Origin of the sequence: Amycolatopsis sp. A1MSW2902, from assembly GCF_017312175.1 — a bacterium.
Lineage (GTDB): Bacteria > Actinomycetota > Actinomycetes > Mycobacteriales > Pseudonocardiaceae > Amycolatopsis > Amycolatopsis nivea.
The window spans coordinates 4,402,946-4,425,135 of record NZ_QJPO01000001.1 but is presented as its reverse complement, the minus strand read 5'-3'; the positions used below and the strand labels follow the sequence as shown (position 1 = coordinate 4,425,135).

General features: G+C 72.8%; 10 protein-coding genes and 1 pseudogene. 10 read left to right on the top strand and 1 reads right to left on the bottom strand.

What is annotated here, in order from left to right; translation table 11 throughout:
* Positions 1-160: 160 nt before the first annotated feature.
* The 5 genes and pseudogenes from DMP23_RS20235 to DMP23_RS20215 all read left to right on the top strand — a co-directional run.
* Positions 161-3,370, top strand: a pseudogene (locus DMP23_RS20235) (amino acid adenylation domain-containing protein); the annotation flags it as partial.
* Positions 3,371-3,779: 409 nt separating this feature from the next.
* Entirely contained in the window at positions 3,780-5,549 is a 1,770-nt protein-coding gene (locus DMP23_RS20230) for a non-ribosomal peptide synthetase (RefSeq protein ID WP_337824420.1), read from the top strand.
* Complete coding sequence (locus DMP23_RS20225) at positions 5,546-7,378, top strand: ABC transporter ATP-binding protein (RefSeq protein ID WP_337824419.1); 1,833 nt, start codon at positions 5,546-5,548, stop codon at positions 7,376-7,378. Before DMP23_RS20230 ends, DMP23_RS20225 begins: the two co-directional genes overlap by 4 nt.
* Positions 7,375-9,105: an ABC transporter ATP-binding protein gene (locus tag DMP23_RS20220; protein WP_337822110.1), complete on the top strand. Its 1,731-nt coding sequence runs from the start codon at positions 7,375-7,377 to the stop codon at positions 9,103-9,105. The genes DMP23_RS20225 and DMP23_RS20220 overlap by 4 nt, the downstream gene beginning before the upstream one ends.
* Before the next feature lie 56 nt (positions 9,106-9,161).
* Positions 9,162-10,457 (top strand): flavin-containing monooxygenase, encoded by a 1,296-nt coding sequence (locus tag DMP23_RS20215; RefSeq protein WP_337822109.1) that lies wholly within the window; start codon positions 9,162-9,164, stop codon positions 10,455-10,457.
* Between the two features lie 104 nt (positions 10,458-10,561).
* On the opposite strand, the gene DMP23_RS20210 is transcribed toward DMP23_RS20215, so the two are convergent.
* Positions 10,562-11,650, bottom strand: coding sequence for a Gfo/Idh/MocA family oxidoreductase (locus DMP23_RS20210; protein WP_337822108.1), 1,089 nt, complete (start codon positions 11,648-11,650; stop codon positions 10,562-10,564).
* A 107-nt stretch (positions 11,651-11,757) separates the two neighbouring features.
* On the opposite strand from DMP23_RS20210, the gene DMP23_RS20205 reads away from it, so the two are divergent.
* From DMP23_RS20205 to asnB, 5 genes are all read left to right on the top strand, one after another.
* Entirely contained in the window at positions 11,758-12,450 is a 693-nt protein-coding gene (locus DMP23_RS20205) for a VOC family protein (RefSeq protein ID WP_337822107.1), read from the top strand.
* Positions 12,451-12,559: 109 nt separating this feature from the next.
* A complete protein-coding gene (locus DMP23_RS20200; RefSeq protein WP_337822106.1) occupies positions 12,560-18,151 on the top strand; it encodes an amino acid adenylation domain-containing protein in 5,592 nt (1,863 codons plus the stop codon).
* Entirely contained in the window at positions 18,148-19,278 is a 1,131-nt protein-coding gene (locus DMP23_RS20195; protein ID WP_337822105.1) for a saccharopine dehydrogenase NADP-binding domain-containing protein, read from the top strand. Before DMP23_RS20200 ends, DMP23_RS20195 begins: the two co-directional genes overlap by 4 nt.
* On the top strand, positions 19,275-20,339 hold the full coding sequence (locus tag DMP23_RS20190; RefSeq protein ID WP_337822104.1) for a class I SAM-dependent methyltransferase: 1,065 nt from the start codon (positions 19,275-19,277) through the stop codon (positions 20,337-20,339). Before DMP23_RS20195 ends, DMP23_RS20190 begins: the two co-directional genes overlap by 4 nt.
* Before the next feature lie 4 nt (positions 20,340-20,343).
* A complete protein-coding gene (asnB, locus tag DMP23_RS20185) occupies positions 20,344-22,182 on the top strand; it encodes an asparagine synthase (glutamine-hydrolyzing) (RefSeq protein ID WP_337822103.1) in 1,839 nt (612 codons plus the stop codon).
* Positions 22,183-22,190: the final 8 nt, after the last annotated feature.

Here is a 22,190-nt window from a genome sequence, read left to right as displayed (position 1 = left end):
GCTCAACGTCCCGCTGTTCGATTCGGCGGTCGGGGAGGACGAGCGGGCGGAGGGCCTGGTCACCAACGTGACGTCCTCAGTGCTGCTCGCCCCGGACCCCGCCGCGACGGCGTCTTTCGCCGAGAACGCGCGAGCCGTCCAGCGCGAGCTGCACGCGGCGATGAGCCATGCCGGCTACGGCGGGGTCGAGGTGCTGCGGGACCTGACCCGACGGGCCGGGGCTCCGGTGCTCGCCCCGGTCGTGCACACCAGCGCGCTGGGGCTAGGCGAGGTCGCCGGGCCGCTGGCCCGTGCCGAGTTCGGGACGCCGGTGTGGGTGAGCACGCAGAACCCGCAGGTCTGGCTCGACGCCCAGGTCCGCCAGCTCGACGGCGGGTTGCTGCTCAACTGGAACGTGCGCGCCGACGTGCTCGCCCCGGGCGTGCCGGAAGCGATGTTCGGCGCCTATCGGGGCCTGCTCGCGAGGCTGGCGGCGGATCCGGGCCGCTGGGACGCGCCGGTCGGATCGCTGCTGCCGGAGAGCCAGCGGTCCGCGCGCCGGGCGGCTGAAGCCACCGATCTGGTCCCGGTGGTCGAAGGGCTGCACGAAGCCGTGTTCCGGCATGTCCGGGACAGACCCGGGGCCACCGCGGTTCTCGGTGACGCCACCCTGACCTACGGCGAACTGGCCGCCGCCGCGCTGCGAGTGGCGGGCGCGCTCGTCGCACACGGCGTCCGGCCCGGAGACCCGGTCGTAGTGAGGCTGCCGCGCGGCGCGGACCAGGTCGTCGCGGTACTGGGCGTGCTCGCCGCCGGCGGCTGCTACGTGCCCGTCGGGCCGGACCAGCCGGCTGCCCGCCGGACGCGGATCCTTGCCGGGGTCACCGCGGACGCGAACCTCCCGGTCGTGATCCTCACCGGTGCCGCTCCCGACCGGGCAACGATCGGCGACGACGGCACCACGGTGCTCGGGCTCGACAAGGCACGGCACTATGCGCCGCTCGCCGAGCCGGTCGCACACGGTGCACACGCGCCCCGCCGCGCTGCTTATCTGCTGTTCACCTCGGGCTCCACCGGAGTGCCGAAGGGCGTCGAGGTCTCCCACGCCGCGGCGGTGAACACTGTGGAGTCGCTCAACCGCCGATTCGCGCTGGGACCGGACGACCGGGCCCTGCTCGTCTCGGCGCTGGACTTCGATCTGTCGGTATACGAACTCTTCGGCCCGCTGCGCTCGGGCGGCGCGGTCGTCGCGTTGCGCGAAGGCCAGCAACGCGACGCGAGCCTCTGGCTGACCGAAATCGAGCAACACCGGGTGACCGTCTGGAACTCCGTCCCGGTCCTTTTCGACATGCTGCTCACCGCGAGCGAGGGACCGGCCGGTCCGGCGGCCCTGCCCCTGCGTCTGGTGCTGCTTTGCGGCGACTGGGTCACTCCCGATCTGCCCGGGCGCACGCGGGCGGTGGCGCCCGCGGCGCGTTTCGTCGCGCTCGCCGGCATGACCGAGGCCGCCATTCATTCCAGCGCCTGCGAAGTGACCGGCCCGGTCGACCCGGGATGGCGCTCGGTGCCGATCGGGTCGCCGCTGGATCACCAGCGCGCCCGCATTGTCGACACACGGGGGCTGGACTGCCCCGACCGCGTCCCCGGCGAGTTGTGGATCGGCGGGGCGGGGGTGGCATTGCGCTACCGCGGCGATCCGGAGCGTACGGCGGAGCGGTTCGTCGAGTTCGACGGCACCCGCTGGTATCGCACCGGCGACGTGGCCCGCTACCTCGGCGGGGCGACCATGGAGTTCCTCGGCCGCGCCGACCACCAGGTCAAGGTCCGCGGACATCGCATCGAGCTGGGCGAGATCGAGGCCGCGATCGAGGAGCATCCGGCGGTGTGGCGGGCGATCGCGACGGTGGTCGAGCAACCCGCCCGGCGTCTCGTCGCCGCAGTGGCTCCGGCACCCGGCGCCGAGGGCGTCGACGTCGGCGAACTGCGCTCCTGGCAGCGCGACCGGCTGCCCGCCGCGATGGTGTGCGAGCAACTCGTGGTCCTGTCTGAGCTTCCGCTGTCGGCCAACGGCAAGGTCGATCGGACGGCGGTCGCCGGGCGGGTGGCCGAAGCGCTCGCCGCGTCCGGCCCGGGCGGCGGCTCGGTGCCGGCAGGGCCGGTGGAGGAGCGCCTCGCCGCGGTGTGGGCGCGGCTGCTCGGGCGTGCGGCCATCGGCCGCACCGACAGCTTTTTCGCATTGGGCGGCGATTCCCTGCGCGCGACGCGCATGGTCGCCGAACTGCCCGCCGCGGGGCTCTCGGGCGGTACGCTCGGTGCGTTGTTCGGCGCGCCGAGCCTGGCCGACTTCGCCGCCACACTGGCCCTCGACGAGCCGGCCCCGGCCGAGCCGTCGCCGATCGTGGCCGCGCCGGAGGCACGTCACGACCCGTTCCCGGCGACGGAGGTGCAGGAGGCCTACCGGATCGGCCGCGACCCGCGGTTCACCCTCGGCGGCGTCGGCACGTGGCAGTACCACGAGTTCGACGGCTCCGAGGTCGACCTGAACCGGATCGAGTGCGCCTGGAACCAGCTGGTGCGTCGGCACGAAATGCTGCGGGTGGTCTTCGACGACGACGGCCGGCAACGGATCCTCGCGCACGTGCCGCCGGTCGAGATCGAGATCGCCGACCACGCTGACGACCCGCCCGCCCTCGCCGACTCCGCACTGGCCGCGCTGCGGGACGACCTGTCGCACCAAGTGCTGTCGCTGCGCGAGTGGCCGTTGTTCGCCTTGCGCGCCGTGCGTTACCGGGACGGGGCCGGGCCGGTCCGCACCAGGCTCGCAGTCGGGCTGGACTACACCGCGTTCGACGCGTTGTCGGTGATGACCTTGTTCACCGAATGGGATCGCCTGGTCGCCGACCCCGCCGCGGAACTGCCTCCGATAGAGGTGTCGTTCCGCGACTACTGCGAACAAGCGCGCCCGGCCGGGGCATCCGTCGAACGGGCCACGGCTTATTGGCGCGACCGGCTGGCCGAACTGCCGGGACCGCCCGAGCTGCCGTTGGCCGCCGACCCGGCGACCATCGCCGAACCGCGCTTTCGCCGGCGCAAGTTCCAGCTGTCGCGGTCAGCCTGGACCGCATTGCGCGCACGGGCCGGCGCGCACGGGCTGACCGCCTCCAGCGTGCTGCTCGCCGCATTCGGCGAGGTGCTCGGACGCTGGAGCGAGCACCCTGCCGTCACCGTCGCGGTCACCCTGTTCCACCGCCGCGACGTCCACCCCCACATCCGCCGCGTCCTCGGCGACTTCACCTTGTTGTCGCTCGCGGACCACCGCCCCGGAGCCGACGGCTCGTGGCTGGAGGCGGCCGCCGCGACCCACCGGCGGCTCGGGGCCGCCCTCGACCACCGCGACGTCCCGATCGCCTGGCTGTGGCGGGAATTCGCGCGGCGCACGAGCGCGGAGACGGGAATGCTCGACCTCCCGGCCCCGGTGGTCTTCACCAGCGCGGTGGGAGTGGGCGGCGACGAGGGGGTCTCGCTGGACCCGTCGCCGGCCTTCCCGGAACGGGTCGACGGGCTTTCCACGACCCCGCAGGTGCTGCTGGACAACCAGGTCTCGGAATCCCGCGGCGGTTTGACGGTCACCTGGGACGCCGTCGACGAAGCGTTCGCGACTGGAGTGCTCGACGCGATGTTCGCCGGCTACCGCTGCCTGCTGGAGGATCTCGCGACCCGGCCGTGGAGCGAGCCGCTGCCGGAGCCGGCGTCGCGAGCCCGCGAAGTCCTGAGCGCGCGTCCGGTGGCCGAGCTCCCGGCTGCCGGCACCCTGCACGGGCCGTTTTTCGACGGCGCGGCGGCGCGCGGCGGCGCGCGGCGACGCGCCCGCGGTGATCGCCGGGGACGAGGTGACGAGTCACCGTCAGCTGGCTGCACTCGCCTGCCGGGTCGCCGCGGGCTTGACGGCCGCGGGGGTCGTCCCGGGAGACCTCGTCGGGATCAGCCTGCCGAAGGGACGCGACCAGGTCGTGGCGGTGCTGGGCGTGCTGGCCGCCGGAGCGGCCTTCGTCCCGATCGCGCCCGACGCGCCCGCCCGGCGACGAGAGCGGATCCTCGCCGCGGCGAGTCCCAGGTTCGTCGTCTCCGACATCGGGCCGCTGCTCGCGGCCGCGCCGGCGGCTCCGGTCGCGGCGGATCCGCACGACCTCGCCTACGTCATCTTCACCTCCGGGTCGACCGGCGAGCCCAAGGGGGTCGAGATCGAGCACGCGAGCGCGGCCGGCACCGTCGCCGCCGTCCTCGACCGGTGCGCTCTCGGAGCCGAAGACCGGGTGCTCGCTTTGTCGGCGCTGGACTTCGACCTGTCGGTGTTCGATCTGTTCGGGCTGCTCGGGATCGGCGGGGCGGTGGTCCTGCCCGCCGAGCACGAGCGGCGGGACGCGGCGCGGTGGGCGGAGCTGGCCGGCGAGCACGGCGTCACGGTCTGGAACACCGTCCCGATGCTGCTGGAAATGCTGCTCGCGACCGGGCAGGGGACACTCCCGGCGAGCCTGCGCTGGGCATTGGTGTCCGGCGACCACGTGCCCGCCGATCTGCCGGGCCGGGTACGAGCCGGCGGCTGCCGGTTGCTCGCGCTGGGCGGCGCGACCGAGGCGTCGATCTGGTCGAACGCGTTCGAGGCCGGGGCCGACGGGATCCTGGAGCCGGACGCGCCGTCGGTGCCCTACGGGTTCGCGCTGCCGGGCCAGCATTACCGGGTCGTCGACGAGCTGGGCCGCGACCGTCCCGACGGCGTCGTGGGCGAGCTGTGGATCGGCGGTGCGGGAGTCGCCCGCGGCTATTGCGGGGACGAGGAACTCACTGCGAGCCGGTTCGTCACGGCGGGCGGCGCTCGCTGGTACCGCACCGGAGACCGCGGCCGTTATCGCCCGGACGGCGTGCTGGAGATTCTCGGCAGGCTGGACGGACAGGTGAAGGTCCAAGGGCATCGCCTGGAAGTCGGCGAAGTCGAGGCAGTGCTCGGCGAACACCCGGAGGTGGCGCGCGCGGTCGTGGTCGCGACGGGGACGGCACCCGCCCGGAAGCTGCACGCCTTCCTGGTCCGCGCCGACGGCGCGACCGGTCCCGCGGCACGACCGGCCGATCTCGACTCCTTTCTCCTGGAACGGCTGCCGGTGCACGCGATTCCGGCCGGGTGCACGGTTCTGCCGTCGCTGCCGTTGTCGGCCAACGGCAAGGTCGACCGGGCGGCACTGGCCGAAACGGTCCCGGCGCGCAGCGCGCCGCCGGACCGTGGCGGGAATCCGGCCGGCCTCGACGGGACACGGCTTCGGGACGACCTGGCTGCGAGCTGGGCCGGACTGCTGAACCTGCGCGACGCGTCGGCGCTGGAGCCCGGCAGCAACTTCTTCACCCTCGGCGGAACGAGCCTCGTCGCGCTGCGCCTGGTCACCGGCATTGCCGAGCGGTACGGAGCCGAGATCGGCCTGCGCGACGTGTTCCTGCACCCGACCCTCGCGGAGCTCGCGGACCGGGTCACGGCTGCGGCGGCAAGCGGCGGTCACGATCACGAGATGGGCGAAATATGACGGCTGGAACGGATCAGCGCCTGGTGGAGCCGGGCGCGATCATGGAGATGCTCGCGCCGGTGCGCGGGCGGCTGAAGCTGGGGGTGCTGCTGGCGGCGTTGTCCGTGCCGTGCTCCACGCTGGCCTACGTCGCGACTGCCGAGATCATCGCGGCTTTGCTGCGCGGCAGCAGCGCGGGCACGGTCTGGCTCTGGGCCGGCCTCGGCGTCGCGGGCGCCGTGGCCCGCGTGGTGATCTACAACGTCTCGTTGTCGGTCTGCCACTACGCCGACGCGGACTTCCGCCACGCGACCCGGACCCGGATCGCGCGGCATCTTTCGCGGGTCGGTCTCGGGTGGTTCGAACGGGTGGGCAGCGGCACCGTGAAGCGGACCGTGTCCGACGACGTGCACCGGATGCACACCATCGTCGCCCACGTGGCCACCGACCTGACGACCGCGGTACTTGCCCCGGTGCTGGCGCTGGCCTACCTGTTCGTCGTCAACTGGGTGTACGCGCTCGTCCTTCTCGGCTGGCTGCTGCTGGTCGTCGCGTGCACTGTCCCGGCGATGAACCGCGACCACGAGAAGCACGTCGAGGAGTGGAATCACGCGATGTCCGGGCTGACCCGGGCCACCGTCGAACTCGCCGACGGCATCGAGGTCGTGAAGACCTACGGATCGGCGGCCCGCCCGGTCGGCCGGTTCGCCGCCGCGGTGGAGGCGGTGACGACGGCGTGCGTGCGCTGGATGGCCGTGGCCGCCCGGCCGACGACGGTCCTGACGATTCTCGTAGCGCCCGCCACGATGATCGTGCTGTTGCTCGCGACCGGGCTGGTGCTGGTGTCACAGGGCGCGGCCGATCCCGCGGCGGTGGCGGCTTTCCTGGTGGTGGGCGTCGGGATCCCGACCTCGCCGCAGCACATCGCTTCGCTGCGCAGCCTGGTCCGCGAAGGCCAGCTCGCGGCCACGCACGTCCAGCGGGTGCTGGCCGAGCCGTGGTTCCCGGAACCGGCGAATCCGAAGGTGCCGGAGGGGCATCGGATCGAGTTCAGCGAGGTCCGGTTCGGCTACGACGAGGGCACTGAGGTCCTGCACGGCATCGACCTCACTTTGGAACCGGGCACGGTGACCGCGCTGGTCGGGCCGTCGGGTTCGGGCAAAACCACGCTGGCGCGCCTGCTGCCGCGTTTCTTCGACGTCGGCTCGGGCGCGATCCGGGTGGGCGGGGTCGACGTCCGCGACATCGGGACGCCGCGGCTGCTGTCCTCGATGGCCATCGTGTTCCAGGACGTGGTGCTGCTGCGCGACACCATCCGGGAGAACATCCGCATCGGCTGCCCCGGAGCCACCGACGAACAGGTGCTGGACGCGGCCCGCCGGGCACAGATCCACGACGTCGTCGAGAACTGCCCGGACGGCTACGACACCGTGCTCGGCACCGGCTCGGGCGGCCTCTCCGGCGGCGAAAAGCAGCGGCTCACGATCGCGCGGGCGATCCTGGGCAAGCCGCCGATCGTCGTGCTCGACGAGGCGACCGCGCACGCGGATCCGCACAGCGAGGCCGCGGTGCAGCAGGCGCTCGCCGAACTCGCCAAGGGCAGTCCCGCCAAGAGCACTGCGGAAGACGGGCCGACGATGCTCGTGATCGCCCACCGGCTGCACACGATCATGCACGCCGACCAGATCGTCGTGCTCGACGAGGGCCGGATCGCCGAACGCGGCCGCCACCAGGAACTGCTGGCCGTCGACGGGCTCTATGCCCGGCTCTGGCGCGCGCAGCAGCCGGCGCCTCGCGCCGCGGACGAGACGCGGGCGGCATCCGACGGGCACCGGGAGGTCCGTTCATGATCATCGCCGAAGCCGATCGCCGGATCGGGGGCCGCAGCGGGCTGCGCGGGCAAGTCGCCGGGTACGTCGTCGTCGCACTCGCCGAGGGGGTGTGTTTCGGCACTCTGGTCCCGATCCTGCGCGAGGTGTTCGCCGGACGGGTCGCCGCCGCGGTGCCGTGGGTGATCGCCGCCGCAGCCGCCGCGGCAGTGGGCGCGGTCGCCTACCTGATCACCGACAGCCGGTCGCGGATGGTCGGTGTCGAGCGGTTCGCGGGCGGATTGCTGAGCCGGATCGGGGCGCACGTGACGCGGATGCCGCTCGGCTGGTTCACCCGGGCGCGCAGCGGGCGGCTGGCCGAGGTGGTCACCGGTTCCGCGCTCTCGGTCACGATCCTGCCCGGCCTGGTGGTCTGGCGGCTGGTCGCGGTGATCGTGACCCCGCTGGTGATGCTCCTCGTGGTCCTGTTCGTCGACTGGCGGATGGCGCTGGCGATGGCTGCGGTGGTCCCGGTCGGCCTGGTCGCCTATCGCGGGGTGCAGCGCACCGTGCGCCCGGAATTCCACGCCCAGTCGAACGTCGACGAGGAGCTTTCCTCGCGCACTATCGAGTTCGCCCAGGCCCAACCGGTGCTGCGGGCCGCCGGTCAGACCGAGGAAGGCTGGGAACAGCTGGAGAAGGCCATGCGCGACTCGCGCGCGGCGACGGTCTCGAACCTGTCCCGCACCGCCCGGCCGATGCACCGCTACCTGGCCGTGGTCGAACTCGGCTTCGCGCTGATCGTGGCCGTGGGAGTGCTGCTGGCCACCGGCGGCGAGCTCGACGCCGCGAACCTGGCGGCGATCCTGGTGCTGGCGGTGCGGTTCGTCGAGCCGTTCTCGAGCCTGGCCGGCTTCGGCGAGGGCGTCGAGCGGACCCGGGTGGCGCTGCAGAGCATCGGCGGGATCCTCGACGTGGCCCCGTTGCCCGAGCCGGACTCGCCCCGGGTGCCGCGGGGCACCGCGATCGACCTCGACGACGTCCGGTTCGGCTACAGCGAGCGCCCGGTCCTCGACGGCTTGAACCTGACCGTGCTCGCCGGATCAGTGACCGCGCTCGTCGGGCCGTCGGGTGCTGGGAAGACCACGGTCACCCGGCTCATCGCCCGATTTTGGGACGTCGACGGCGGCGCAGTGCGCATCGGCGGCGAGGACGTGCGCGCGCTCGGCACCGAGGCCGTGCTGTCGCGCATCGCGATGGTCTTCCAAGACGTGTACCTGTTCGACGACACCATCGAAGAGAATATTCGGGTGGGACGGCCCGATGCCACTCTCGAAGAAGTGCACGCTGCCGCGAGGTCCGCGCGCGTCGACGAGATCGTCGAACGGCTGCCCGGCGGCTGGGCGAGCCGGGTAGGCGAAGGCGGCGCGCGGCTGTCGGGCGGCGAGCGCCAGCGCGTATCGATCGCCCGGGCGTTGCTCAAGGAAGCGCCGATCGTGCTGCTTGACGAGGTCACCGCAGCTCTCGACGGCGAAAGCGAGGCCGCGGTCGTCGAAGCGATCCGGGAGCTGTCCCGGAACCGGACGGTGGTCGTGATCGCGCACCGGCTGTCCACGATCGTCGGCGCCGACCAGATCGCGTTCCTGGACGGCGGTCGCGTCATCGAGGCCGGGAGCCACGACGAGCTGCTCGACCGGGGCGGCCGCTACTCGGCGATGTGGATGGAACGGGCTCAGGCCGAGGGCTGGCAGATCCGCGCCGGAGCATGAGAGCCAGGCCGGCTCGGCGGCTGGGGAACGAAGAGACCGATGGGGGTGGGAGCCAGGTGGGAACCGAGTACGCGGAGACCGTCATCATCGGCGGCGGTCAGCAGGGATGCGGGACGGCCGCGGCCCTGCAAGACGCCGGGCTGGACGCGGTGCTGCTGGAACGGGGCGAAATCGGCCGGGCGTGGGCGGAGGAACGCTGGGACAGCCTGCGCCTGCGCGGCACGAACCGCCTGCTCCGGTTTCCCGGATGGCGCTACGACGGAGACGAGCCGGACGGCTTCATGTCCGGCCCGGAGCTGGCCGGACACCTCCGCCGGTACGTGGCGCGGCGGGGTCTCCGGGTGCGCCGGCACGCGCACGTCCGGGCCGTCGAGCGCGTGGGGGAGGACACCGTCCGGTTCCGCAGCCTGCTGTCCTCGGGCGAGGTCGTGGAGTCGCGCAACCTGGTCGCCGCGCTGGGCGGCTACACCAGTCCGCGCGTCCCGGACCTGTCCGTCGCCGTCGACCCGTCGGTCAAGCAGGTGCACTCCCGCCGCTACCGGAATCCGGAAGAGCTGCCGGACGGCGCCGTCCTCGTCGTCGGAGCGGGGATCAGCGGCCAGCAGATCGCCGACGAACTCGCGGACGCCGGTCGTCGGGTTTTCCTTTCAGTGGGCCGCCATCGCGCCTTTCCTCGCTGCTACCGCGGACGTTCGTTAGCGGAATGGATGTACGCGCTGTCGCTCTACGGCGAGTTCGCCACAGGCAATTCGCCGTCCGGCGAAGGCGAGCGGTCCGCCTTGCCCGGGCTGCCGGTGACCGCGACGAACGACGGCCGGGCGGACCTGAACCTCGGCACCTTGGCGCGCAAGGGCGTGGTTCTCGTCGGGTCGGTCCGCGGCGCGGACGACGCGGTGGTGCGCCTGGCGGAGAACGTCGTGACCGTCGCCGAGCACGCGGCGAAGTCGTTCGACCGGCTGCTCGAACTGATCGACGAGGGGGTGCGGGAACGGGGCCTGCCGGTGCCGGAGCAGCGCCCCGCGCCCCGGGCGGACACCGAAGGGCTCGTCGATTTCGGACCGTCGCTCGATCTGCGCCGCCACGGCATCACGGCGATCGTCTGGTGCACCGGTTTCGCACCGGACTACCGCATTCTGCCGGCCGAGGTCCTGGACGAGCGGGGAGCTCCGCTCCTGCGGCAGGGGGTCCGCGGTGCGATTCCCGGGCTCTACTTCGCCGGGTTGCCGGACGGGGCCTCGCTCGCGCCGGTCGGCATCTCAGCCAACGTCGAGAACGGCCGGTTCATCGCCCGGCAGATCGGCGTCGACCACTTGCTGCGCACCGGATCGAAGGCGTCCTTCCTGGACGCCTGACCTCCCGGCCGGAGGCGCGCGCCGGATCCCGGCCGTTGAACGACAATGACAATCGTTTGTAGTGAAGTGAAGGAGTTCGGGTGCGCAACGTGAGCACGCTCGGTTCAATCGATCGCGGCGGCGGCCTCCCGCAACACCTCGACCGGAACGGTCGGCGGCGTCTCCGGCGCGATCAGAGCGGGCAGGCCGAGCCGGCGCGTCAGGTCCTGCCACGCCTGCGCGACGCCGATGGCGTGCTGCCCGGCCCTGATCCGGCGGGCGGGATCCGCGGCGTCGGCGCGCAACTCGTCGAGCGCCGAGGAGATCGCCTCCGGCCAGCGGGCGGCGAACACAGTGTGGAAGCTCTCCGCGGGCGGGCCGATCAAGCTGGTGCTCTGCGCGGCGAACCGTTCGGTGCCCTCTCCGGCGGTGCGCAGCCGTCCCTCGGCGTCGCGCGGGGCGTGTTTGCGCGGATGCCAGAGCACCGGGCCGTGCGTGTCGGCGAGCGTCAGCACTCCGGCGTCGGTGCCTGCGGAGATCCGGTGGATCAGGTGCGAGTGGTTGTCCGGGTCGGCGGGGTGGACCTGGTTCTGCACCCGAAGGGTCGCGGGCACTCCGCCGATGACGGCGGGAAGCGCGGTGAATGGCGCCTCCGACGAGGAAAGCGCGGCCAGGCGCGGCTCGGCGAGGACCGGGTCGCCGAAGGCCCACGGGGCGAGCCCGCCGGCGGTGCGCGCGAGCATGTCGATCAGGGGCAGGGCTACCTGGCTGTTGGTCGCCGCGTCGAGGAAGCGCAACGGCCCGCGCTCCCGCAATGCCGTGGCGGCCGCGAGGAAACGGCGCACCGGCAGCAGCGCCGGGTAGAGGGTGTTCACCCGGTAGGCCACCGCCGTCTGCCGCGCCGCGCGGACGCAGGCCAGGATGTCCGCGGGGGCGACCGGATGCTCTTGCAGGACATGGTGTCCCCGGCCGATCAGCTCCAGGGCCAGCTCGGTCCCCGGCCCGCCCAGCACGGTCGAGCCCACCACCACGCACATCGCGTCGACCTCGGCGGGCACCTCCTCGGGCCGCGTCCAGCACGGCACGCCGTACCGGGCGGCGAGCCGGCGCGACGCCGGGCGTCCCCGGGAGAGCAGCCCGGCGAGCCGGCAGCCCGGCATCGCGGCGACGGCCTCGGCGTAAAACCGGCCGAATGCGGTCCCGGCAATTCCCACCTGCCATTCTCTTTCCACTGGGCGTGCCTCCATGCTGTGGACGAAATGAACTTTACGCGTTCGACTCTTCTGTTTTTTGCTAAGGTGCGCAAGGGGGGCCGGTGAACATGGCAAAAAAGTTGTTGTGCAGTCACCTCATGGTGCGAGTGGTCGATCTTTCGGCTGCGGTCGAAGATTTTCGCGCCGACGGATTCCGGGTGCAGCGGCCCGGCGGGGAAGCCGCCTCACGCAACGCTCTGGTGTGGTTCGACGACGGGCCGACAATCGAGCTTTTCGTTCCGCCAAAGGGGAGCGGCTTGCTCGGGCTGGTCATCGACCTGCGGTACGGGCGAGGTGCGGGACGTCGGCTCGTCCGGTGGTCGCGCACCATGGGGATATGCGACATCGTGCTCGCGACAGAGGGGGAAGATTTGCAGTCGCGGATCGCCGATCTCTTCGCCGGGGGCGTTTCCTTCGCGGCTCCGGTGGCATTTTCGCGCCGCGGTTCGGACGGAAATCTGGTGCGCTTCCGGTGCGGTTATCCGCGGAACGACCGGCTGCCGTTTCTCATGACGCCGTACGATCCGCCGCAGGCGCGCGGCGAGACTGACCACCCGAACGGAGCCCGCGCCGTCCGGGTCGTGGACGTGGAAGTGGCTCCCGCCGACCGCGCGGCGTTCGATCTGCTCACCGGAGCCGACTGGCGGATCCGCCTGCGGCCAGGCGCGATCACCGCGGTGCGGAGCCTCGAGATCGAGGGGCTTGCCGTCGGGCCCGGCTCCCGGGCGGCCCGTCACCTGGGACTCGCCCCCGCGCGATGACCCTCTACTCCTTTCGTGCCCCGGGGCCGGCGGCCGGCCCCGGGGAGAATGACCGCGGTCCCGCGCCGAGCGGCGGCCGCGACCCAGCTTTCGATCGCCGAGGAGCGCAATGACCTCATCCACGACCTCATCCACCGCCCGTCCTGACGGTGCCCGCGCGCTGGTCGAACAGCTGCGGGCGCTCGGGATCGTGCTCTGGTCCGCCGACGGGCGGATCCGGTTCCGCGCGCCGAGAGGGCTGCTCACCGAAGAGCACCGGGCCGCCCTGCGCGCCCAGCGCGACGAAGTACTGCGGGTGCTCGCCGACGAGCCCGTCCCCGAGCAGCCTCGCCTTCCGGCCCGCGACGCCGCGGCAGACAGCGAGCCGTTTCCCCTGACCGACGTGCAGACCGCCTACTTGCTCGGGCGGGACGATTCCTTCGGCTACGGAGGCGTCGCCTGCTGCGGGTACCAGGAACTGCACTACCCCGAGCTCGATCCCGGCCGGCTCGAGCAAGCGTGGAACCGGCTCATCGGACGGCATGCGATGCTCCGCGCGGTGGTGCGGCCCGACGCGTCGCAGCGGATTCTCCCGGAGGTCGAGCCCTACCGCGTGGCGGTCGCGAATCTGCGCTCGGCAGAGGCGAACGCCATGCAAGAGCATCTGAAAGACGTCCGTGCGGCGATGGACCACCGCATGCCGGATCCGGCCCAGTGGCCGCTGTTCGAGCTGCGCGTCACCTTGACCCCGGGCGAAGCGATCGTGCACCTTTCGCTCGACTCTCTGGTCTGCGACTGGGGCAGCGCCGCGGTGCTGCTCGACGAAACGGACCTCCTGCTCGCCGCCCCGGGCCCGGTCGCCGACGTCGCGCTGCCCCCGGCGGCGGAGCGGACCTTCCGCGACCACGTGCTCGCCCAGCGCCGGATCCGCGACGGCGCGCGTTACCGGCGCGATCGTGCGTACTGGTGGGACCGGCTCGCTTCGCTGCCGCCGGGACCCGAACTGCCGCTGGCGCCCCGGGCGGGCGAAGGGCCGGCTCGGTTCGGCCGGCACCGCGTCCGGCTCGACGCGCAGCGCTGGTCGGCGCTGAGACAGCGGACCCAGGCCCGCGGGCTGACCGATTCGGCAGTGCTGTTGTGCGCGTACGCCACGGTGGTGGCGCAGTGGAGCCGCCACGACCGGTTCACCCTCGACCTGACCGTGTCGGCCCGCGAGCCGGCATCGGCCCGGGTCGTCGGCGACTTCACCTCGGTGACCCTCGTCGAGGTGCCGGCCCGCGGCGGACGCCCGTTCGCGTCGCGGGCGGCCGAACTGCACGGGCGGGTGCTGGAAGACCTCGATCACGGCACCTGCTCGGGCATCGAGGTGCTGCGGGAGCTGTCGCGCCGCCGCGGCCGGGAAGCCGCCCGGATGCCGGTGGTGTTCACCAGCGGGATCGGCGTCGGACCCGGCAGCATGCCCGATCGCAGCCTCGGCCGCCGGTTCGGACGGGGGCTGACCCAGACCCCGCAGGTGCTCCTCGACTGCCAGGTCAGCGACGACGGCGACGAACTCGAGATCGACTGGGACGTCCGCGAGGGCGTGTTCCCGGCCGGAATGGTGCCCGACATGCTCGCCGCGTACGAGGAACTGCTGACCAGTCTCGCGGAGCACGACGAGGCGTGGACGGACACCGCACCGCCGCGCTTGCCGCCGTGGCAGGCCGCGGAACGGCGGGACGCGGGCGACACCTTCGGACGGCCCACCCCGGTCCCGGACGGGACTTTGCACGGTCCGGTGCTGGCGCGGGCCGCCGCGGTCCCGGACGCGCCGTGCGTTGTCGACGCTCGTGGTGCCACGAGCTACGGCGAGGTTGCCGCCGGGGCGGGCGGCGTAGCGGCGGCTTTGGGCGAACTGGCCCCGGGGAGCCGGGTCGCCGTCGTCATGGAAAAGGGCGTCGAGCAAGTCGTGGCCGTGCTTGGCATTCTCGCCGCCGGCGGGGCTTATGTGCCGGTCGACATCGCCCAGCCCGCCGCCCGGCAGGCCCGGATGCTCTCCGACAGCGGTGCGGTGGCGGTGCTGACGCAGTCGTGGCTGGCGGCGGAGGTTCGCGAAGCGGCCGGCGATGTGCCGGTGCTGGCCGTCGACACCTTGGGGGCTGCGCCGCTGCCCGACCTGGCGGTCGACGCCGACGCGCTCGCCTACGTCATCTACACCTCCGGGTCGACCGGGGCGCCCAAGGGCGTGATGATGAGCCACCGGGCGGCCCGCAACACCGTCGACGATGTGCTCGCCCGCATCCGGCTCACTGCCGCCGACCGGGTGTTCGGGCTCGCGGAGCTGAGCTTCGACTTGTCGGTGCAGGACGTCTTCGGGACCTTGGCCGCCGGCGCCGCCCTCGTGCTCTCCGATCCCGCGCGGCGCGCGGATCCGTCGCACTGGCGTGCCGCGGTGCAGGAGCACGGCGTGACCGTGTGGAATTCGGTTCCGGCACAGCTGGAGATGCTGGTCACCCACCTGGAATCAGAGGCAGCGCCGGAAGCGCTTCCGCTGCGCGTCGCGCTGGTCTCCGGCGACTGGATCCCGGTGACGCTGCCCGGTCGCGTGCGCGCGTTCGTTCCCGAGCTGGAAATTCTCGGCCTCGGCGGGGCCACCGAGGCCGCCATCTGGTCGATCGTGCACCGCATCGCCGACGTCGATCCGGAGCGGACGTCGATCCCGTACGGCAAGCCGCTGGCCAACCAGGGCTTCCGCGTGCTCGACACCGCCGACCCGGTGATGGCCGACCGCCCGGTGTGGGTCACCGGCGAGCTCTGCATCACCGGTGCCGGGCTGGCGCAGGGCTACCTCGGCGACGCCGAACTCACCGCCGCGCGCTTCGTGCACCACCCCGTCGACGGGCAGCGGCTCTACCGGACCGGGGATCTCGGCCGGTACCTGCCCGGCGGAGAGATCGAATTCGGCGGACGCGAGGACGGGCAGGTCAAGATCCGCGGTCACCGGATCGAACTCGGCGAGGTCGAGTCGGCGCTGCTTTCCCATCCCGAGGTGGCCGCGGCCGCCGCGGTGGTCTGCGGGGACCGTGCCGAGCGCAGCTTGCTCGCGGCGGTCACTCTCGTTCGCGGGCGGCCCGCTGCGGAGCTGACCGACGGCTTGGCCGCAGCCGCCGCGCGGGCCGGGGAGCGCGCTCTGGGCGAAATCGCCGCCGCGGACGCCGCCGCGCACGCCCGGGCGGTCGCCGACGCGGCGACCGCGACGATGTTGCACGCGTTGGCCGGCCGCGGTGCTTTTTCCGGTGACGAGGAGCCCACCGCCGCCGCGATCGTGCGCGCTGTCGCGCCTGCTGCGCGTCACGAATGGCTGGTCCGCCGCTGGCTTGACGTCCTCGTCGACCATGGTCTGCTGCACCGCGATCCGGCGGGGGAGCGTTACCGGCTCGGCAGTGCTCCGGCGACCGAAGACGAGGTCCGCGCGCGGTGGCAGCGGGTCCGCGAGGGAGTAGCGGCCGGGATGTGCTCCGACGCCTGGGTCGACTACCTCACCGCCCACGTCGAGCGGATGGACGAGCTGCTCGACGGGGAGCAGGATCCGTTCGCGCTGCTGTTCCCGGAGGGCGGCCTGGAACTCGCGCGGGCGGTCTATCGCGACGACATCGCCGAGCGCTATGTCAACGCCGCCGGGGCGGCGGCGGTGGCCGCGCTCGTCCGGGCCCGTCCCGGTGCCGAGGCGCCGCGGCTGCTGGAGATCGGCGCGGGCACCTGCTCGCTGACCGAGCCGGTCGTGGCCGCGCTCGGCGAGCTGCCCGCGGACTATCTCGTCACTGACTCGAGCGCGCTGTTCCTGCCCGACGCCCGGGACCGCGTCGGGAACCACCCCGGGACACGGTTCGGCCTGTTCGACGTCGACGCTGATCCGCGTCCCCAGGGCTTGGCTCCCAGCGAGGCCGACATCGTGGTGTGCGCCGGCGTGCTTTCCAGCACCGCGGACGCCGCCCGCGCGGTCGAAGCCGTGGCCGGACTGCTGGTGCCCGGCGGGTGGCTCGTGCTCACCGAGCCGATGCGCGACGAACCCCACATCCTGCTGTCCCAAGGGTTCATGCTGCCCCCGGTCGGCGGCGACCAGGTGGACGGAGACACCCCGTTCCGGTCGGCCGCGCAGTGGCGGGAGCTGCTCGAGGCGGCCGGGATCGAGGTGGCGGCCGGTCTTCCCGACGACGGGCACCCGCTTGCCGCGCAGGGCCTGCGGATGCTCGTCGGGCGGGCCAAGCCCGACCGCGCCGCGCTGCGGCCGGGACATCTCGCCGAATTCGCCGCCGCTCAGCTGCCGCCGGCGATGGTGCCGGCCCAGCTGCAGATCGCCGACGCGCTCCCGGTGACCGCGAACGGCAAGATCGACCGGAAAGCGCTCGCGACGTGGCGGCTCGGTCCGCTGCGCGGCGATCCGGCGGCCGGCCAGGGCGGCGGAGACGGTCCGGCCGGATCGTCCGATCTGGTCCGCAGGCTGACCGGGGTGTGGACGGACGCGCTGGGGCTGGCCGCCCTGCGACCGGAGGAGAGTCTCGTCGAACGCGGTGCCGACTCGCTGGTGATGGCGCGCGTCGCGGGCAGGTTGCGCACCGAGATCGATGAAGCGGCCGAAATCTCCTACGACGTCCTGCTGCGCGCGATGCTCAACCGGCCGACAGTCGCCGCGCTCGCCGAGCTGATCGGGGCCGGGGCGCTTCCGTCCGGCGGCCCGGCGGACGCGGTACCGGCGGCCGCGATGGTGGCGCCGGACGAGTCGAACGCGTTGTTCGTGCCCTTCGGCGGCGGTGCCGACGGGCCGACCCGCGTGCTGCTGCACGCCGCGCTGGGCACCATGGACTACTTCCGCGGGATCGGCGAAACCCTTGCCGCGCAACGGCTGGGCCCGGTCGTCGGGATCGCGGTACGCGACGCCGAGCGCTACTGCGCGGTGGAGCCGGGCGAATTGCTCGACGTCGCCGCCCGCGACTACGCCGAGGCGCTGCTGTCCGCCGGGCACACCCGGGTGCAGCTCATCGGCTACTGCCTCGGCGGGCTGCTGGCTACCGAGGTCGCCCGGCACCTCTCTGAACGCGGGGTGCCGCCGGCGAACCTCACTCTGGTCGACAGCGTCCCGATGCTGGTTCCCAGCGACGAGGAACTGCTGCTCGAATCGGTGTTCGTGCCGAACCTCGGCCTCGATCCGGCCGCCGCGGTCTTCGGGCCGGACGTGCCCGCGGAGGACGTCTACCGGGCGATGGACACCGTCCGCGCCCGGCACGGCGGTGCGGTGCCGTCCGGGGCGCTGGCCGCGCTCGACGACGAAGCCGGTCCCGGACTCGCCGCGGTCGCCGAGGCCGCCCGTTCGCGCACGGCGCTCGGGCAGCCCGCCAGGCTGGCGGGATACGCCGAAGCGGCGGCGGCGAACTCCGGGCTGCCGGTCGGCCCGGAGCTGGTGCCGGCGCTGTTCCGGGTGTGCCGGCACAGCACGCTCGCGGCGATGGGCCGCCCCGCTCCTTACTTCGGCGACATGACGTTCCTGCGGGCCACCGAGCACCAGTCGTTCGGGCTCAGCGCGCAGGGGATCACCGATCTCGTGGTTCCGTACTGGGAGGAGACCTGTTTCGGGCAGCTCGCCGTGCACGATGTGCCCGGCAATCACCTGACGGTGATCGAGCCGCCGCAGGTGGACATCGTCGCCGAGCACCTCGCCCGGCCGCTGCGCGGAGAGCGGGAGTGAGCCCCCCGGCCGGAACGGTCGCGGTGCTCGGCGGCTACGGCGACGTGGGCGGCGCGGCGGCGCGGGCGCTGTGGCGGACGGGGGTCCGGGACGTGCGCCTCGGCGGACGGGACGGTTCCCGCGCCGCGGCGGCGGCCCGTGCCTTCGGTCCGGAGGCAACGGGCTGGCCGGTCGATCACCGGGACGCGGTGTCGCTGGCCGCCTTCGTCGCCGGCGCGAACGTCGTCGTCGATGCCGCGAGCACCGATGCGGACCCCGGAGCCGGGCACCGGATCGCCGCGGCGGCCCGCGAGGCGGGAGCCGACCTGGTGACCGCGTCCGACGCCGACCCCGCCGCGTTGGGCCCGGTGCCTTCGCCGCGGGTCGTCGTCACCGCCGCGGGGCTGGAGCCGGGACTCACCGCGTTGCTTCCCCGGTGGCTCGCCCGCGAGTTCGCCCGTGTCGAGACGCTCTGGTCCTGTCTGGCGGTCCTCGACCGGCTGTCCTCCCTCGCCGCTCGCGACTACCTGTACGCCGCTTCGGCGGGCCACAGCGTCTCGTCTGCCGCATGGCGCCACGGGCCGCGTCGCCGGGCCCTGACCCGCCGCACCGACGTGCACCTGCTCGGGCTGTCGAGGCCCGCCGAACTGCGCCCCCACCTCGACGCCGAAGGCCAGCGGACCGCAGCGGCCCTGGGGGTGGCCCGCGGCGACTGGTATGTCGCGGTGCTCGGAGAACACGTCAGCGCTGCCTTCGACCGGGTGGGCGGCTTGACGGCCGCGGAAGGCGCTGCGCTGCTGGAAAACGCCAGTGCGCTCGACCTCGCCGGGCGGGAGCCCTCGGTGACCCTGTTCGTCCGTCTCGGCGGTGTTCCGTGCACGGGGCCGGACGGCTTCCGGCAGCACGGCGCGGTGCTGCGGGCCGGCCGCGCCGCCGAGGTGACCGGGGCAGTAGCGGCGCTTGCCGGGTTGGCGGTGCTGAACGGGTCCGTCGCCACCGGTGCGTGGCGGGCGGGGGAGACCCTCGATCCGGCGTGGGTGCTCGACCGGTTGCCGTCCTTGATCGGCGCGACGCTGTGGACGACCGCCGAGCCGTTCGAGACCGCCGGCCCGGTCGAGTTCGCGTTCGTCGAAGAAGGTGCGCTGTGACCGCGGTCGTCCTTGCCGGGCTGGAGCCGGCGGCAGGGGCCGGCGAGGTGGCCGGGGCGTCGGCGGTGCTGGACGCGATCGGGCTGCGCGCGATGCGCCGGGTGCTCGGGCCCGAGGGCCGCTTCGACGGGGCTGCGCCGCGCCACGAACCTTTGCTTCGCCGGTGGCGCGTGGCTCTTGCCTCGCCACCGGAGCGACAGCCGGTGGACCCGCGCGAGGAGGATGCCGCGCTGGAGCATGCCTATGCCCAGCTCGGTTTCCGTCCGCGGATGGCCCAGTTCCACCGCGCGGCGCTCGCCGTGCTGCCCGCTCTGCTCCGAGACGAGATCTCTCTGCACCGGTTGCTGTTCGGCGAGGGTGACGTGCTGGAGGCGCTCGCCGCCTACCAGAGCGGGCTGGTCACCCGAGCCCTCAACAGAGCGCTGGCGGACACTGTCGCCGGGCTGGCTGATGGTCGTCGGACACCGCTGCACGTCCTGGAGGTCGGCGCGGGCGCCGGTCTGACCACCGACGCTGTCCTCGCGGCGGTAGACGACCGAGTCGACGGCCATGCCGTCGACTACCGGGTCAGCGACCTTTCCGCTGTGTTCACCCAGGATGCGCTCGTCCGTTACCGGGGCAGGCGGGGGTTGCGGGCCGATCTCGTCGACCTCGACCGCGATCTGCCCGCACAAGGCGTGCCCGCGGGTTCGGTGGATGTGCTCGTCGCCGGGCATGTGCTGCACAACGCCGTCGATCTGCCCTGGACCCTGCGTGCCTTGCGCGCCGCTCTCGGCCCGGGCGGAGTTCTGCTGTTCACCGAATCGGTCGGGGAGCCGCCCGCCGTGCTGACGTCGATGTCCCTGCTGCTCTCGCCCGCTCCCGGCCGTGCGGGCGCTGGCAGCGGCGACGGACGGCTGGCCGCCGACCGGCTTTTTCCTGACCTGCCCGGCTGGGCGAGGCTCCTCGAAGCCGCCGGGTTCGCCGCGCCCGCGTTGGCGCCCGAACCCGGCTCCGCGCTGGCGCGTTCCCTCGCACCGGCTGGCCAATACCTGTTCGCCACCACCGTTTCCGGGAGGTAAGTCCATGTGCGGTATCACCGGCTGGGTCGCGTTCGAAGAGGACGTGACGCGCCGCCGAGACATCGTCGAAGAGATGACGGCCACGATGGCGTTGCGCGGTCCCGACGAGGGCGGCACCTGGTTCGACACCCACGTCGGTCTCGGCCACCGTCGCCTCGCCGTCATCGACCCGCCGGGCGGGAAACAGCCGATGACCGCCGCCACTCCGGCGGGCGAGGTCGTCCTGGTCTATTCCGGCGAGGTCTACAACTTCGTCGCGTTGCGCGAGGAACTGGTCCGCCGCGGGCACCGGTTCGCCACCCGCAGCGACACCGAGGTCGTGCTCCGGGCCTACCTGCAGTGGGGCGAGGCGCTCGCCGAGCGCTTGGACGGGATGTTCGCCTTCGCGGTGTGGGACGGCCGCGACAACCGCCTGGTGCTGGTCCGCGACCGGTTGGGGATCAAGCCCCTGTTCTGGCACCGCACGCGCGACGGCGCCGTGTTCGGCTCCGAGGCCAAAGCCGTGCTCGCCCACCCGGCTGTTCCCCGGGTCGTCGACACCGCCGGGCTGCGCGAGCTGGTCGCGTTCACCAAAACGTCGGGCTGGGTGCTCTGGCGCGACGTGACCGAGGTGGAGCCGGGCACGGTCCTGACGATCACCGCGGACGGGGTCCGCGAACGGACCTACTGGCGGCTGTCGTCCGCCGAACACCGCGACAGCCCGGCCGAGACCGTCGAACGGGTGCGGGCCCTGCTCGGGGACATCGCCGCTCGTCAGGTCGTCGCCGACGTCCCGCAGTGTGTTCTGCTTTCCGGCGGGCTCGATTCCAGCGCGTTGACCGGCCTGGCCCATGCGGCGCTCGCCGACGACGGCGAAAAGGTCCGGTCGTTCTCGGTCGATTTCGGGCACGAGGAGGACTTTGCCGCCGACGAACTCCGGGGCACCCCGGACGCGCCGTTCGTTCGCGACGTCGCTGCGCATGTCGGTTCACAGCACCACAACGTCCTCGTTGACACTTCGCGGTTGCTCGACCCGGAAGTGCGTCGTGCGGTGGTCGCCGCCCGCGACTTCCCGGCCGGGCTTGGGGACATAGACACCTCGCTCTACCTTTTGTTCTCGAGGATCCGCCAGGAGGCGACAGTCGCCCTCTCGGGCGAAGCGGCGGACGAGGTTTTCGGCGGCTACGCCTGGTTCCATCATCCGGCGCTGCGCGACTCCGGCACGTTTCCGTGGCTCGCCGCGCAGAACACGTATACCACCGACCGCACCGGGCTGTTGCGGCCGGAGTTGCGCGAGGCGATGGATGTCGCGGGGTTCATCGCGGACGAGTACGTCACGGCGGTGGCAGGAGTGGAGCACCGCGACGGCGAAGACGCCGCCGAGCGTTCGTTGCGCACGGCTAGCCACTTGCACCTGACCCGGCTGGTCCGGGCGATGCTCGACCGCAAGGACCGGTTGTCCATGGCGGTGGGACTGGAAGTGCGCGTTCCGTTCGCCGACCATCATCTGGTCGAATACGTCCACAACGCCCCGTGGTCGGTGAAGACCGCGGACGGCCACGAGAAGAGCCTTCTGCGCGCCGCGGTCGCGCCGTTGCTGCCGACCTCGGTGCTGGAGCGGCGCAAGAGCCACTATCCCTCCACTCAGGACACTGGCTATGTGCGCACCCTGCAGCGCCAGGCCGCGGAGGTCGTCGCCGAACGCGAGCACGCCGTGTTCTCCGTAATCGACCGCCAGTGGGCCGCCGCCGCGACGAGCGCCCCGGTCGAGCAGCTGGCCGTGCCTGCCCGGAACGGGATGGAGCGGCTGCTGGACCTCTACCACTGGATCGACCTCTACCGGCCTGAACTGCGGGTCGCTTGATGCCGGGC